Below are 13,897 nucleotides of genomic sequence, written 5' to 3'. Positions count from 1 at the left end.
GCACGTACGTTGGCACTTCAACGCAAATACCCGCCGGTCATTCGACCGACGGGTACCGTTTTACTTGAGCGGGCTCAGGAGTTTCTGGCCGCCCTGCACCAACTCATGGTTCACCAGCACCCCATCGTCCAGATCAATGGCGATGTGCATGTTGGCGACGTGCTGCAGCTTGGTGTCGTACTTGGCGATCTCGTCGAGCTGCTTCTTGAGCTGCGCGATCTGCTTGGTCATCAGGTTGCGCTGACGCGTGCTCGACTCCATCTCCACCATTTTCTCCAGCTGTAACAGGCGGTTGGTGTAGGCCTCCTGCAGCGGGTGCAGGTAGGACGTGCGGGCCATCGCCAAGGTGTCTTCGTCGTAGCGGTGCAGGTACATCAGCGCGCGGAAGCCGCCCTGCTTGCCCGAGTCGAACTGCCAGTAGATCGGCCGCTTCTGATAGGTGGAGAGGTGGTCCTTCTTGTAAAAGTCATCGAGGAAGTACTTGCGGATCTGATCCTCCGGAGAGTCACCCTTCTTGCCGAGTGAGTCGGCGATGAAGCGCAGGTTCTCGGCCAGGTGCTCGGCCCCGAACGTGACGGTGAGGAACTCCCGCAACCGGTTGATGATGTCCCGGCTGTCGCCGAAGTAGTCGCTATCCGTCAGCACGATCATGTTGTCCTTGTTGGGCTGGAAGGTCTTGTACTTCGACGCGTCCCAGTCCCCGCCGGCGAAGGCCAGACTGGGAACATCCAGAGAGTAACGGCCGAACACAACGCCGACGAAGTAGGACAGGAAGGCCTTGATGTCGCGCGGCCGATCGGCGCGGCGCACCGAGACGTCCTTGTCCGCCACCTCTGGCGTCAGCTCGTCTTGGAGGCCGTACAGATCGATGAAGATCCGGTTGAGCTCCTCCTCGTTGGCCTTCAGCTGGTTGAAGCGGTCGTCAGCCTCTTTGGACCACTGGTCGAAAGCGGCCTCTACCGTCCAGTTTTGTTGATGCTCAGCGATACTCTGTAATAAATTATTCTTCAAGAAATCCCAAGATGATTCAGTTTCATTCCAGTCAGCTTGAGTCAGCTTGACACTTGAGTTCACTAGGTCGCAAGTTCTGAGATTTTTCAAGTCATGAAGAACAGGAAATGACGTAAGATTCCCTATTTGTAAATGTATCGTAGGGTTGAGCATTTTGAAGATGAAATCAGCCACCTTAGTGTTCAAAATTCCAGAAATTTCGATAAGCTGATCTTGCGTTCCAAATGCTGACATTCCGGTTACGTCATGAATACTACCGGCCGTTCGTAAACGAACAGCAAACTGGCCACTTGTAATATCGGACCAAGTTATCGCTTCACGGAAGTAATAATCAGGGTTTCGCACTACTGAACGTTGCTTACCATTTGGCCAATTGAAGTTACGAACCTCGTATCCATCATCCTCCCAGTTGATCACATAATCATAATTTCCGTACCACTTTCGGTAGGCCCCGCCCTTGTTATATGGGAACCATTTTCGCTTAGATTCAACAGACTCTTTGATTGATCGTGCATCAAACTTGATGTTTTTGTATGCAACCTCGAACCACTGACGTAGGAATCGATTATTATCAGCCGTTGCCAGTCCTTGGCGCGGATCCACAAGCTCCGCCATCGGCGTCCCGACTTCGAAGTCATGAAGCAGGTTCGCACTCGCCCAGTACGCAATCGGGCTCCCTGGGATCTTCCCAAAGTTCGCTTGGTTAGCTCGATTGAACCGGTTGCCGTTAATCGGTACAGTATCCGGAATTTTGTCACCTGAGACGTCACGAGTTTTGATTTGATGATAGGTACCGACGAAATCTGGCACCGGGATATTCCTTGTAATGGTCACTGCGGTTCCAAAAGCAATCCCCATCACATTGTTCTCCATATGCATCAGATTGGTGATAGCACGAGTGTTAAGCAGCCGAATACGTAGTTGCTCGAAGCTCGATAAGAACATCCATGATTGCATGGTTACCATGGCGACATAGCCACCAGCTGGCGCCTCGTGGTTATAGTGATCTAAGAACATTGCAAACAGATCGGACTTTGAGTTTGCGTACTTTTGCTTCGCAAATTTTGCTAACACAGGATTCATTCTTGAGGAACCCATGTAAGGCGGATTGGTCACAACGATCTGATATTGACGTTTTAGTTGTCTGGCAGCACTGAGAAAACCATTCAAGGTCTCTACCAACCGGCCTGCGAGCAAGTTGTCAGACTTCGATAGCCGTTGCATTAACGAAGTTATCGTATCAAGGTTGAGTCCTGAAACATCCGTCAATGAACCAGTCAGATCCGCGTTTTCGAACGACGCGCTCAGCTGCGTTAGCTGGTCTAATTCATTCTTGGACAGTCCCGGGAATGCGATTGCCACATCATCACGTTTTATGTCCTTCGAACTGATAACCGTTGAGAGATTCGGTGACAATCCGCTACTGAGCGCTCTCCGATTATACCGACGGAACTTCATCATCACGGAGAAGTAGGCAAGCTGATACGCGCGTCGATCGATGTCTAGGCCAAAAAGGTTAGATTGAACAATTGACGCGGCAGCTTCTCGACTGGAAAAACCTTCCGCCTGATAAATATCAACCAGCAGGTCGAACGCATAGACGAGAATGTGACCTGAGCCCATCGCAGGATCAAGTACAGTCAGCTTCTCGGGCGTCATATCTGCAAGTGCTGCGTCGGCATTGCCTACCGTTCTTTGAGCAGTCGCCCCTTGCTCAGCGTCTGTCATATAATATTGCCAGCCGAATTGCTGAGCCAACTCGGATTCAGTTGTGGTCGAATCTAATTGAAGGAGGTGCCTGATCCAAGTCTTGCCGACAGAGTTCTGCACCATGTACTTGACGATCCAATCAGGGGTGAAAATCTGGGTGGCAGATGCGATCTCCTTCCCACGGAACTTGTGAGAGGTCGGCGCACCAATCGCCGCATCCTTGAGCTCTGAGTTGTAGTACTGGTACAGCCACCCAATGATCTCAACCTGCCCCTGGCTGTCATCAGACGCGATGTCGAAGTCGGCCTCGGGAATCTGCTCGACGAGGTCGGCGATCACGCCGCGGTTATAGCTGGGAGTGAACAAAAGCGTCATGAAGTCGTCGGTCTTCTCGAACAACTTCGGAAGACTTTCATTCAGCTTATTGACCTGCTTGAGGAAAAGCATCCGGTACATGGCGTCCATGTCGACCGGCTGCTTCCGGTCCTGGGCCTTGACGATCAGCGCCCGCTCCTCGGGATCGTAGCCGCCTAGCTCCTCATCCAGATCAAGCGCGTCGCGCATGATGTCCGGCTCGCTGTAGTTTTCACTCGAAGACAGCACCCTGGTGTTGGTCGGCAGGTAGTCGTTGACCTCCATGAAGCGAATCGCGATGATCCGGTTGAACCAGGTGTAGGCGACCTCCTCGATCAGATCGTGAAAGGCCGTGGCCCAGTCGCTCTTGGCCGCCATCTCCTTGAGCCGCTTCACCAGCTCCTGGCGCCGCCCGATGTTCTTGCCGACCAGCGGCTCGCCGCCGTCGCGGTAGAATTCCGCCTCACGCGTCGAGCGCGCGTCCGCCGGTGCCGCACCCGTTTCGTCGATGCCCAGCAGGTCCAGCCTGCTGGTGACCGCGGCGATCAGGTCGCGCCGTGCCTGGACGGCGAACTTGTTGATTGCGTGCTTATCCATTCATTTTCCCCACTTACGGTGTTAGAAGTTCAAGTCAATCTCGTCGGCATCTTGAAGCTTGGCCACAAGCGCTGCCCGCATCTGTTGCATGTACTTGTCAATGTCGCTTTCGCTCTTAATCTGCCACCGGTTACCGTCGGACACCTCGCGAACACGCACCGCCTTGATGCGGTACGATGGAACCTTCAGCTGATCATCGGTTGGTGTTCCCACCGGTGGATCTGTCGGGTCCGGAGCCGTTGAACCCGATCCACCTTGTTCCGTGTCATCAACACTTGGCTTAGGTGATACCGGTGACGTAACCACCGGCTGCGTCTTCTGCAACTGCTCAATGTAGTTGGTCAACCGGTTGTACCGCGCAGTGGCCTTCCCCGTTGTCCCATTCAGCAGCGCCAGGTCGACAGCCTCGTCGGCTTCGTGACGAATCCGCGCCAGCTCTGCCGTGTACTGAGTAGACTGTTCCCGCTTAACCGTATCGGCCACCGAGGACCGCTCCAAGTAATCGAGCCCAGACTGCTTGATCTCGTCGATCTCGGCTAACTTCGCCTTCTGCTCGGCATCGAAGACCGTGTTGAAAAGGTCATCGAACTGGGCATCCAGATCCTTAAGCTTTTGAATGTTGCCCTTCACACGGTTAGTTTTCAGCACCGCACTGATCGACGCGGCAATTTCCTGCAGCCTTGGATCGGCCAGGTAGTCTTGTGACTTCTCGTAGATCTCTCGGTCTCGCAGTGCGGACTTCCAAACACCTTGCCTCGACTCATTGAGGTAGAAGTCCTTAGTCTCGGTATCTTCTAAGTCAGTGTGCCAGTCCAACAGATCGTCAAAGTGTGCTAAGACCGCCGCGATGAACGCATCAGAATCCTTAGTTTCCAGCAACGACTTCATCAGCTGTACCCCGGTCTCAATTAAGTCCCGTCCCGGGAAGCGTGGATTCATCTGGCTGAACAGGTTAAGCGTCTTCAAGTCACTTTGAACTTTATCCCGCAATTCACTGGCGACAATCTCGGCATCGGCGTCGGCAACGCTGAAGGTCTTCTTGTTGAAGACCTCAGCCGCCACCTTGCGCATCTGCTTAAGGTCATGTGGCCGGACTTCCTTGCGCACCTGAATGGCGATCCGATCCGCATAAGTTTTCTTCGTCAGGTAGTCCGTGATCTCCTTGGGCGACACCTGCATCGGGCTGATCGCCTCACCGTTGTAGCTGATCTTAACGATGCCGCGCCGAAGTAGGGCGGCCACCAGCCATTCCGTGTCCTGCTCGGTGTAGCCGTACGGAATGCCCTTGAAGCGATCGATCACGTCCTTGAGCGCGACATGCTGCGTGCTGCGCAGCTTCATCTGGAGCCAAGTCTGAACCTCTTGGACAGCCTGATCATTTTCCGTCTGCCCGAGCAGGCCATCATCGCCGCTGAATAGTTGCGTAATGTCGTGGTCGTTCTTGGCTGCTTCAATGTAGCTCAGATCGCGGTAGTTGTTGTCGATCAGCGCCTTTTCCGCCTCTTCCAGCCGGGCAGCGAAGTCACGCTTGCTGGTCTGCGGTGCCCCGCCAAGGTAGATCTGCGCCGACTCCAGTGCGTTCAGCGCGTGCTCCTTGGCGGTTGCATCAAGACGCTCGCGCTCATGCATTCGATCGTCGAGCAGCAGGCGGAACCGCGGCTCCTGATTGTTCGAGGTGCTCTGCATATACTGGTTAATCTTCAGCTTGCGCGAGATCAGATCGAGGTACGACCGGTCATCCGGCAGCGCGATCACCAGCACCTCTGGCGCACTGGTCAGCCGTGCGTATGTGCCTTCATCCCCGAAGTCATCGCTTTGCGGTGTAATGACGCGCAGCGTGAGCGCCTGATTCGCACGGCCGACCGTCAGCTCATCAAGCATGCGGTTGAAGTGGAAAATGTAGCGGTTGTTCAGCCGCGGATAACTGTAAACGTCACTAATCGCTTTAGTAGCCGAGAAGAGATAGGTCTGAAGTTCGCCTAGAATCGCGCTGTCCTGGACGACCTCGCGCTGAATGCCGTTGTTGATGTCCTGCTCGTCATCCGTCAGGAACACGTACTCGCCGAAGTGCTCCTCAACCAAGTTTTCCTTGATCAAGGCCTTCAGCGCGGCCTTGGTCCGATCGGTGAGCGCAAGGCGATCGACATTCACGTCGTCGATCAGCAGCGTCACGACGTTGTTGAGCGTTGCCTTGAAGCTGTCGACGTACTTGACCATGAACAGCGTCTTGAGCACCTGAACGGCGAACGGATTGCCTTCCTTGTTCGGGTTCAGCGTCGGCTTGCCCAGCGCGTGCTGAATCACGATGTTGTGCGTGTGATCCAGGAACTGCGCCAGGCCCTCGAAGAACAGCGAGAACGGCACGAGCTTACCCGCTTCCGCATCCTCGACGCGAATCGCAGACTCCTGGAAAATGGACAGCATCGAGCGCTCCCCTTCGGACAGGTGCTTGCCGTCCGACCCATGGGTGCGCACCGCCGTCAGCACGGCCTGGAGCAGGTTGAACTGGTAGGGCACGAACGGGTAGTTGGCGGCGAACGTCGCGGCGCTGCCGAATTTCTCGCGGGTAACCCCCTCATCGAAGTCAATCGCGTTGTTCAGGGCCGCCGAGTTGCTCTGGTACAGGTCCTCGAGCATCGCCGTCGCGACTGGCGTCTTCTCCAGCACACGACGCTTGATCACCTCGTCGACGTTGGCGGAGCTCAGCGCGATGCGGGTCTTGAAGCGGCCCTGAATCTTGGAGAAATCCTGGCCGTTGACGTTCGTTGTGACATCCCCGATCGCCTGCTGAGAGGTGACGATCACCCATGCCTTGCCATGTGTGGCCAGACCGAGCTCCTCGACCACCGTCTGCAGGTTCAGCATGCGCTGCACAGAATCGCCAATGAACTGCCCAACTTCATCGACCAGGAATGCGACCCGGCGCCCGGTTTTCTGAATGTAGGTGTTGACCAGCTGCGCGAAGCCCTCGATGTTGATCTGGTACGGCTTGAAAAGGCTGTTCACGAAGCCTTGGGCATCCCCCGCGCTCATGAAGCCGATCTGAACCAGCGCGTCGCGGATCGTCTCGCGCTTCATCGAGTACTGATCGCGGCTGTCAACCCAAGTCTGGTGGCTGGTTTCAAGGCTCTGGAAAGCCGTCTTGAATGCCTCGTACCGGTCGTCGGCGTCCAACTGACGCTCTAGATCGGCGAGCCACAGGTTCTTGTCCGAGTAGCCCTGCTTCTCGTTGAACACCTGCAGGAACACACGCAGGATGACGTCGGCCTCGTGCTTCTCGCCGCTCATCGCCTTGGAATCGATGTTGAACAGGATGACGTCGGTGTCGGCATCCGCGGCCTTTTGCATCTGCGCGTACACCAGCGGGTCCTTGATCTTGTCCTTGAAATACTCAACCGCAGAGCGGTCGCCCGCCTGCCGGTTATCGAGAATGTACGACAGGATCTTCAGGAAGTGCGACTTACCTGAGCCGAAGAAGCCCGAGATCCAGACGCCCATGTCATCGGTCGGGTAGTCCAGCGACTTGGTGTAGGCCGAAAAGAACGTGGCGAACTGCCGCTGCAGCTCGTTGGTCACCACGTACTCGTCCAGCTCCACCCGCGCGTTATCTTCCTGGCCTACCTTGATCACGCCCTGAATGTTGCGATCAATCGATTTTGAAAAAACATCCCTAATCTTCGTCGTCATTCCATACCCTCCTCAGGCTGAACGCCCGATAGTAATTATCATCCTGAATGCTTCCAAACATGGACAGGTGAAGTCCGTCGTACTTGCCGGGGTAGAACATCACCACCGGCATCTGGTCGATCACCTGATTCATCGTGTTGAGCACCTTGTGGGCGCGCAGCAGTGGATAGACCTGCCCGACCCCGGTGAGGAAAATGATCGTCGGCGCCGTCTCGGCCTGAACCCGGGCGGCGATCTGCTGCACGATCAGGTTGTGCTCCTCGTTCATTGCCAGCACATTGTTGATCTCGCGGATCAGGGTTGCGGTGCCCTGCTCCTGCTCGAACTGCGCGAATTTTTCGCGGTAGCCGTACTTGTCCAGCACGGCCAGCATCATGTCGTACAGGTTGAACACCCTCACATTGGCGCCGATCGTCGCCACGGTGGCGCTGCCGGCGATGTCTGCCACCGCCTCGCGCACCCGCAGCTCATCTTCCGGTCGGTAATCGAATATGTAGTAGCCCACCTCGTTGGACAGGCCGCGATTATGCTGAAAATCCGGCTCGGCGATTTTCTCCCGCAGCCGCTTCAGATCCTTCTCTAAGTCAGCCATTGGCCCTCCCCGTCAGTGCGATGACGAAATCCGCGTGGCCGGCATCTTGCAGCGCCGCCACCACGCGCGAACTCAGCAGCGGGCGACGCAGCACCAGCTGGCCATCGGCGTCCGTCACAAGGCCGGCGCCGCGCAGGTAGTTGCGCAGCGTGCCCTTGAGCCGCGTGATCGTCTCGTCCTGCCAGCCGGCCACCTCCTCGCGCTCTCCCTGAAGTCGCAGGAAAAAGGCGTCAAGCTCGTAGCTCTGCAGGATCTGGTCCCCCATCACGACCGCGCTTCTGAAGCAATCCAGCATGAACTGCTGCACCAGCTGGTCCGTGTTCATGATGCCGACCAGCACCAGGACGCGCTGGTTGTCGAGATCAAGACCAGCGAAGTCTTCCTGCAGCGCCGCCGGCAGCGAGTGAATCCGCCGCAGCAGGCACGCCGTCATTCTCGCCGCCCGATCCCTCGTACGCTGCTTGAACGTGTTCTCCTCGACCACGCGCCGCTTGATGGTGGCATCGTCGTCGCCTTCGTTCACCCACGCCATGAGCTGGGTGAACTCCGGAAACCAGAACCCATTTGATACTGTTCCCGCAGATAATTTTGGCATAACACACCTCCATGCCCCACTTCAGAAAATAAAATTAGGTTGCTTCCCATAAGATGATCGATAAGCCGTACGCCATCGCACCGAATTGCCATCGTCTTCACACGGAACACTTCAGGTACGACGCTTTCACGATCCTATCGACAATGCTGTCTCAATTATACCGGAATTCCCCGCAATGTGGGGCCAGATTCAGAATCAGATGCAACACTCGCGGCACCGACAGCACAAAAAGGCGGCCCGGCCCCGCGCCACCGCGCAGGCCAGACCGCCCCATATCGTCCGCCCACAATCCATGCACGCAGACCATCTTATATTGTACGCACCACTCACACCTTCCGGTACCGCCGCATCCCCCGCACGTTGAGCGCGGACAGCACCGCCAGGAACAGCAGCAGCACCGCGATGTCCAACCCGAGGCTCAAAAGCCCCTTGCCGTGCATGATCACCTGGGTCATCGCGTTGCCGGCGTACGTCAGCGGCAGCACGTACGAGATGTTTTTCACCCAGTCCGCCAGCGAGTCCAGGGGCACGATGCCGGAGAAAAACACCTGCGGGATCACGATGATCGGGATGAACTGCATCATCTGGAACTCCGACTGGGCGAAGGTCGACATCAGGATGCCGAACGCCAGCGCGACCAGCGCGAGCAGGAAGTTGATCACCATCACGGCAAAAAGCGAGCCGGTGATCTCGACGTTCATGAACCCGACCGTGGTCAAGACGATGATCACCGTCTGGATGATGGCCAAAACGCCGTAGCTCAGCATGTACCCGGCGACGATCTCGCCGCGCCGCACCGGCGTCGCCAGCAGCCGGTCCAGGGTCCCGGTGGTCCGCTCCTTGAGAAGCGCCATGCCCGAGATCAGGAAGACGAAGAAGAAGACGAAAAAGCCCATGAGGATCGGCACGATCTTGTCGAAGAAGCCGGTGTCCTTGTTCCCGTAGCGGTAGCGGTTGGTGACCTTGACCTTAGCGGCCTTGCCAGTGCTGGCCTTGGTGGTCGCCGTGGTGTCGCTGGTGGCCGCGCCTGCGGAGTCGCCGGCCGCCGTGCTGTCGCTCGCCGCCTCGGTGGTCGCGCTGCTGCCGGCCGTGCCCGCGGCCCCGCTGGTTGCCCCGGTTCCGGCCGCCGCACTGCCACCTGCCGCCCCGGCTGCCTTCGCGGCCGCCACGGCCTGCGCCGCGCTCAGCTTCTTGATGGTGGCGGACATCACCGTGATGGTTTTGCCCATCTTGGTCACCGTCTGCTGCAGCGTTTTGACGCCGGCGGCCGTCAGCGCGGCGCCGAAGCCCGCCTTAACCAGGGCGGTCTTGGTCGCGTCCGTGTTCGCGTAGGTCACGCGGTAGCGGTTGGCGGCGGTTTTTTCGATGTAGGCGTCGACCTTCTGATCCGCCAGCGCGCGCTTGGCGGCTTGCTCAGTGCCGCGCTTCACAACCGTCACGTGCTTGACGTCGTTCAGCGCGGTGCGGACGTTGGTCGGCAGCCCGACCGTCGCGACGGTCACGCCGGTCGTCGAGTTGGCGGTGAACACCAGCTTCATCAGGAACATGATCAACACCGGCGCGACGAACATCAGCGCCAGCGTCCGCTTGTCGCGCAACAGCTCCGCGATCACGCGGCGCGCGATGAACCATGCGTGTCTCATAGTGCCACCCCTTCCGCCTTGAGGAACACGTCCTCGATGGTTGCAACGCCGTACTGCTGCTCAAGCGCCGCGGGCCTGTCGAAGGCCATCACGCGGCCGTCGAGCAACAGCGCGACGCGGTCGACCAGCTCGGCCTCGTCCATCACGTGGGTCGTGATCAAAACGCCGCGGCCGGCGTCGCGCACCGCGTCCAGCTCGCGCCAGATCTTGCGCCGCAGCGCCGGGTCGATGCCGACGGTCGGCTCGTCGAGGATCAACAGCTCCGGGTCGCCGAGCAGCGCAATGGCCAAGGACAGCCGCCGCTTCATGCCGCCGGAGTAGCCGGCCACGCGCTTGTCGAGGTCCGGTGTCAGGTCGACGACCGCCGCGACGTGGGCGATGGCCGGTGCCAGTGCGTTTTTCCCCACGTCCTTCATCCGGCCGAAAAAGGTTAGGTTCTCGCGGCCGCTCAGCGTCGAATACAGCGCGTCGTCCTGCGCCATGTAGCCGATGCGGCCGAGCAGCGCGCGGTTGGGCATCTGCGTGTCCAGCACCGTGGCCGAGCCGCCGTCTGCGACCTCCATGCCCAGCGCCGTCTTGATCACCGTCGACTTGCCGGCCCCGGACGGCCCGATCAGGCCGACAATCTCGCCGGCCTGGACGGTCAGGTCCACGCCCTGCAGCACGGTCTGCTTGCCGAAGCGCTTGACCACGTGGTTCAGGTTCATCTGTGTTGCCGTCATGTGCTCGCCTCCATTAGTGAGTATGCACTCACTCAATGGGACAACTGTACTCCCGAGTACGGTGAGTGTCAACTCACTTTTGCCAAAAACCGCCGAATCCGCGCCGCGCCCGAGTGGTATAATCGTCGCATTGGAGGGGATAACATGACGAAATTCGATCGCACAGCCTTCAGCCAGGAGGTCGCGGCCCTGCTGGCCACCACGACGCTCAACGCCACCGAGCGGCCGGTGCTGGAACAGGTCAGCCGCGAACTCGCCGCCGGCCACAACGACGACCGCGTCCTGACCGTGCTGCGCGCCGGTCTGGACCTGCCGGCGGTGCAGCAGCGACTGAGCCGCCCGGTCGCGGCCCTGCTGGCCAGCGTCGCCGCCTACCAGCTCGGCGGACGCAGAGTCGGGCTCGGCCTCAGCCAGCTGAGATGGTGACCACGAAACACCGCGCCGCGGACCGCCAAAACAGGCAGCCGCGGCGCGTTTTCGTGTCGGTCGAGGACGAGAGGCGCTGGCCCGCTTTGCCCCAGGAGTCCGGGCTACCCGCTCGCCTAAGGACGCCATGCGCCACCCTATCATCGTCGGGCTCTGCGCGGCAGCGGCGACTCGTCTAGCTAGGGCACAGTGCCGGGCGAAAGTGCGGCCCAACACTGTGCCCTGCGCTACTCGGTCGCCTAAGTCCGCCATGCGCCGCCCTGGTCATCGTCGGGCTCTGCGCGGCAGCAGCGACTCGTCTAGCTCGGACCGGCACTCGGGCCGCGGTGCGGCCCAAGCCCCGGCCCTTCGCTGGCCGATTCGCTAAATCCACGCTTCTCCGCCCTTGGACAAAAAAAGCGGCGGGCCCATAGGGTCCGCCGCCTCACAGTACCTGCAAGCAGGTAAGATCCGCTGGCTCCACAACCTTGGATCACTGACCCCCGCAAATCCGGCGGGGAAACGGTCAGCTGCGCTTTCACCATTGCTGGTTACTCGACTCATCGCATGTGTCTAGTATATCACTTACCAAGCAACCGTGCCGAACTTTCGGCGGCCGCCGCTGGTCACTTATCGATCAGGCGCGCGGCACTTTTGCGGTACGTCACCTCGGCCAGAAGCTGGGCGAGCATGAACCCGACTGCGATGGCGCCGGCGACCATCGCGACGCGGATGGTCAAGGAAATCGCCTGGTCGATCTGGCCGAGCACCAGCGCGCGCACCGCTTGGTAGGCCGTGGCGCCCGGCACCAGCGGGACCAGGCCCGGAATGTTGAAGATGATCACCGGCATTTTTTTGCGCCGGGCGAACAGCATCCCGCAGACGCCGATGGCCAGGGCCCCGAGCAGGTTGGCCAGCATGCGGCCGCTGTGGGCGGCCATCAGGAGCCAGTAGACCAGCCAGCCGACCGCCCCGGCCCAGCCGGCGAGGTTGAGCGCCCGGTGCGGGACGTTGATGATGATGGCGAACGCCACCGTGGAGAGGTAGCTGAAGCTGATCTGCACGACCAGCTGAATCCAGTACGGCATCTTTGTGCCTCCTGCCTAGAAGAATCTGAAAATCATGGCGATGCCGACCCCGATGGCGCAGGCCGAAAGAATCGCCTCCATGCCGCGGGCCATGCCCGACAGCAGGTGCCCCGCCAGCATGTCGCGGATCGAGTTGGTGATCGCCACGCCGGGCACCAGCGGCATCACGGCACCGATGATCACGTTGTCGAGGTTGTGCCCGACGCCGAGCCGCACGCCGGCCCAGGCGGTCACGCCGACCACCACCGCGCCGATCAGCTCGGAGATGAAGCGCACGCGCGTCAGGCTGCTCAGCCGCAGGTAGGCGGCGAAGCCCAGCGCCCCGACCACGGCGGACAGCGGCATGTCGAACCAGTCGTACTGCTGGGCAAAAATCACCATCAGCGTGGTGCTGCAGACGGCGGCCGCAAGAATCTGCAGCCAGACCGGGAAGTACGGCGTGTTTGTGTCCAGCTGCTCAAGCCGCTGCACAAGCTCGGTGAGGGACAGCTTACCGGCCTGGAACTCGCGCGACAGCTCGTTCACCCCGGCCACCTTTTCCATGTCGATGCCGCGTTTTTGCACCGGCTCCAGCTCGACGGCGGGCCGGCCGTCGACGGCGATGAACAGGCCGGTCGGCGTGGTGAACACCAGGACGCGCTTGGCCCCGCCGTTTTGCGCGATGCGGGTCATCGTGTCGTCCACGCGGTACATCTCGCTGCCGCCCTCGATCATGATGCGCCCCGCCAGCAGGCAGGCCGCAAGCAGCTCATCCTGCATGATCCGCCTCCATCAGCCCGCCGAGGTACGCGGCGAGCTTCGCCTTGGGGTACGCGCCGGTGACTTTTTGAATTGCCTTGCCGTCCTTGAAAATCAGCATGGTCGGCACGCTCTGCACGCCGTACTGCGTGGCCACCGCGGTGTCGCCGTCGACGTCCAGCGTCAGCAGCGTGAAGCCGAGCTCCTGCTCCAGCTCCTTCAAAAGCGGGCTGAGAATGCGGCACGGGCCGCACCAGGGTGCCCACAGATCCACCACCGTCAGCCCGGCCCCCAGGTGTGCCGTCATCGTCTCGCTTGTTACCTTCGTCGCCATCTGCGCGCCCCCATTCACTCGTGTTCCTCATTCTAACACGCTTTGCCCGCCACTTAAACGCCCGGTTGCCGGCGCGAACGCAGCGAAGCGAAGACGCGCCTCGCCGCGGCCGGCAGCCGCTCGCGCCGGTCTGCGTCGCGCAGCGATCGCGCGGTCCGTCAGTCGCCGCACACGGGCATCGGCGGGTGTAGCAGGGCGACGCTGGCGCGGCTAGTTAAGCCCAGCACCCTTGCCAAGGTCCGGCCGGCCAAGTGCGCCTGGGCACAAAAAAAGAGCCGATGACATCGACTCTTTCAATAAGCGCGGCAGCTTCCTACCCTCGCAGGCAGTCACCCACCAACTACTCTCGGCGTTGAGAAGCTTAACTTCTGTGTTCGGCATGGGAACAGGTGTATCCTTCTCGCTATCGCCACCGCACTTC

At 59.6% G+C, this 13,897-nt stretch carries 10 protein-coding genes and 1 rRNA gene; 1 reads left to right on the top strand and 10 read right to left on the bottom strand.

Annotation, left to right across the window (positions count from 1 at the left end; all coding sequences use genetic code 11):
* Nucleotides 1–60 precede the first annotated feature (60 nt).
* The 6 genes from pglX to LE416_RS07395 form a co-directional block, all read right to left on the bottom strand.
* Nucleotides 61–3,672, bottom strand: coding sequence for a BREX-1 system adenine-specific DNA-methyltransferase PglX (pglX, locus tag LE416_RS07420; protein WP_225047866.1), 3,612 nt, complete (start codon nt 3,670–3,672; stop codon nt 61–63).
* A gap of 21 nt (nt 3,673–3,693) precedes the next feature.
* Nucleotides 3,694–7,359 (bottom strand): BREX system P-loop protein BrxC, encoded by a 3,666-nt coding sequence (gene brxC, locus LE416_RS07415; RefSeq protein WP_225047865.1) that lies wholly within the window; start codon nt 7,357–7,359, stop codon nt 3,694–3,696.
* On the bottom strand, nt 7,343–7,951 hold the full coding sequence (locus LE416_RS07410) for a DUF1788 domain-containing protein (protein WP_225047864.1): 609 nt from the start codon (nt 7,949–7,951) through the stop codon (nt 7,343–7,345). Before LE416_RS07410 ends, brxC begins: the two co-directional genes overlap by 17 nt.
* Entirely contained in the window at nt 7,944–8,546 is a 603-nt protein-coding gene (locus LE416_RS07405) for a DUF1819 family protein (protein WP_225047863.1), read from the bottom strand. The genes LE416_RS07410 and LE416_RS07405 overlap by 8 nt, the downstream gene beginning before the upstream one ends.
* Nucleotides 8,547–8,872: 326 nt before the next feature.
* Nucleotides 8,873–10,189, bottom strand: a complete 1,317-nt coding sequence (locus tag LE416_RS07400) for an ABC transporter permease (RefSeq protein WP_225047862.1) — start codon at nt 10,187–10,189, stop codon at nt 8,873–8,875.
* The gene (locus tag LE416_RS07395) at nt 10,186–10,911 is read right to left on the bottom strand and encodes an ABC transporter ATP-binding protein (RefSeq protein WP_225047861.1); all 726 of its coding nucleotides are present in this window, start codon (nt 10,909–10,911) and stop codon (nt 10,186–10,188) included. Before LE416_RS07395 ends, LE416_RS07400 begins: the two co-directional genes overlap by 4 nt.
* A gap of 144 nt (nt 10,912–11,055) precedes the next feature.
* On the opposite strand from LE416_RS07395, the gene LE416_RS07390 reads away from it, so the two are divergent.
* Nucleotides 11,056–11,337 carry a hypothetical protein gene (locus LE416_RS07390; protein WP_225047860.1) on the top strand — a complete coding sequence of 94 codons (282 nt, stop codon included), beginning with the start codon at nt 11,056–11,058 and terminating at the stop codon, nt 11,335–11,337.
* Nucleotides 11,338–11,942: 605 nt separating this feature from the next.
* Here the strand turns inward: LE416_RS07390 and LE416_RS07385 are convergent.
* The 4 genes from LE416_RS07385 to rrf all read right to left on the bottom strand — a co-directional run bounded on the left by LE416_RS07385 (nt 11,943) and on the right by rrf (nt 13,893).
* Complete coding sequence (locus LE416_RS07385) at nt 11,943–12,404, bottom strand: threonine/serine exporter family protein (RefSeq protein ID WP_225047859.1); 462 nt, start codon at nt 12,402–12,404, stop codon at nt 11,943–11,945.
* A 15-nt stretch (nt 12,405–12,419) separates the two neighbouring features.
* Nucleotides 12,420–13,163: a threonine/serine exporter family protein gene (locus LE416_RS07380; protein WP_225047858.1), complete on the bottom strand. Its 744-nt coding sequence runs from the start codon at nt 13,161–13,163 to the stop codon at nt 12,420–12,422.
* On the bottom strand, nt 13,153–13,476 hold the full coding sequence (locus LE416_RS07375) for a thioredoxin family protein (protein WP_225047857.1): 324 nt from the start codon (nt 13,474–13,476) through the stop codon (nt 13,153–13,155). Before LE416_RS07375 ends, LE416_RS07380 begins: the two co-directional genes overlap by 11 nt.
* A 300-nt stretch (nt 13,477–13,776) precedes the next feature.
* A 5S ribosomal RNA gene (gene rrf, locus LE416_RS07370) occupies nt 13,777–13,893 on the bottom strand.
* Nucleotides 13,894–13,897: the final 4 nt, after the last annotated feature.

Origin of the sequence: Lacticaseibacillus kribbianus, from assembly GCF_020180945.1 — a bacterium.
In the GTDB taxonomy this organism is placed as follows: domain Bacteria; phylum Bacillota; class Bacilli; order Lactobacillales; family Lactobacillaceae; genus Lacticaseibacillus; species Lacticaseibacillus kribbianus.
The sequence above is the reverse complement of the archived record's forward strand: the minus strand, read 5'-3'. Positions and strand labels throughout refer to the sequence as shown.

Excerpts from the sequence above, each read along its gene's own strand:
- LE416_RS07385 (WP_225047859.1), bottom strand. The coding sequence starts at position 12,404 with ATGCCGTACTGGATTCAGCTGGTCGTGCAGATCAGCTTCAGCTACCTC.
- pglX (WP_225047866.1), bottom strand. The coding sequence starts at position 3,672 with ATGGATAAGCACGCAATCAACAAGTTCGCCGTCCAGGCACGGCGCGAC.
- LE416_RS07380 (WP_225047858.1), bottom strand. The coding sequence starts at position 13,163 with ATGCAGGATGAGCTGCTTGCGGCCTGCCTGCTGGCGGGGCGCATCATG.
- LE416_RS07375 (WP_225047857.1), bottom strand. The coding sequence starts at position 13,476 with ATGGCGACGAAGGTAACAAGCGAGACGATGACGGCACACCTGGGGGCC.
- LE416_RS07400 (WP_225047862.1), bottom strand. The coding sequence starts at position 10,189 with ATGAGACACGCATGGTTCATCGCGCGCCGCGTGATCGCGGAGCTGTTG.
- brxC (WP_225047865.1), bottom strand. The coding sequence starts at position 7,359 with ATGACGACGAAGATTAGGGATGTTTTTTCAAAATCGATTGATCGCAAC.
- LE416_RS07405 (WP_225047863.1), bottom strand. The coding sequence starts at position 8,546 with ATGCCAAAATTATCTGCGGGAACAGTATCAAATGGGTTCTGGTTTCCG.
- LE416_RS07395 (WP_225047861.1), bottom strand. The coding sequence starts at position 10,911 with ATGACGGCAACACAGATGAACCTGAACCACGTGGTCAAGCGCTTCGGC.
- LE416_RS07410 (WP_225047864.1), bottom strand. The coding sequence starts at position 7,951 with ATGGCTGACTTAGAGAAGGATCTGAAGCGGCTGCGGGAGAAAATCGCC.
- LE416_RS07390 (WP_225047860.1), top strand. The coding sequence starts at position 11,056 with ATGACGAAATTCGATCGCACAGCCTTCAGCCAGGAGGTCGCGGCCCTG.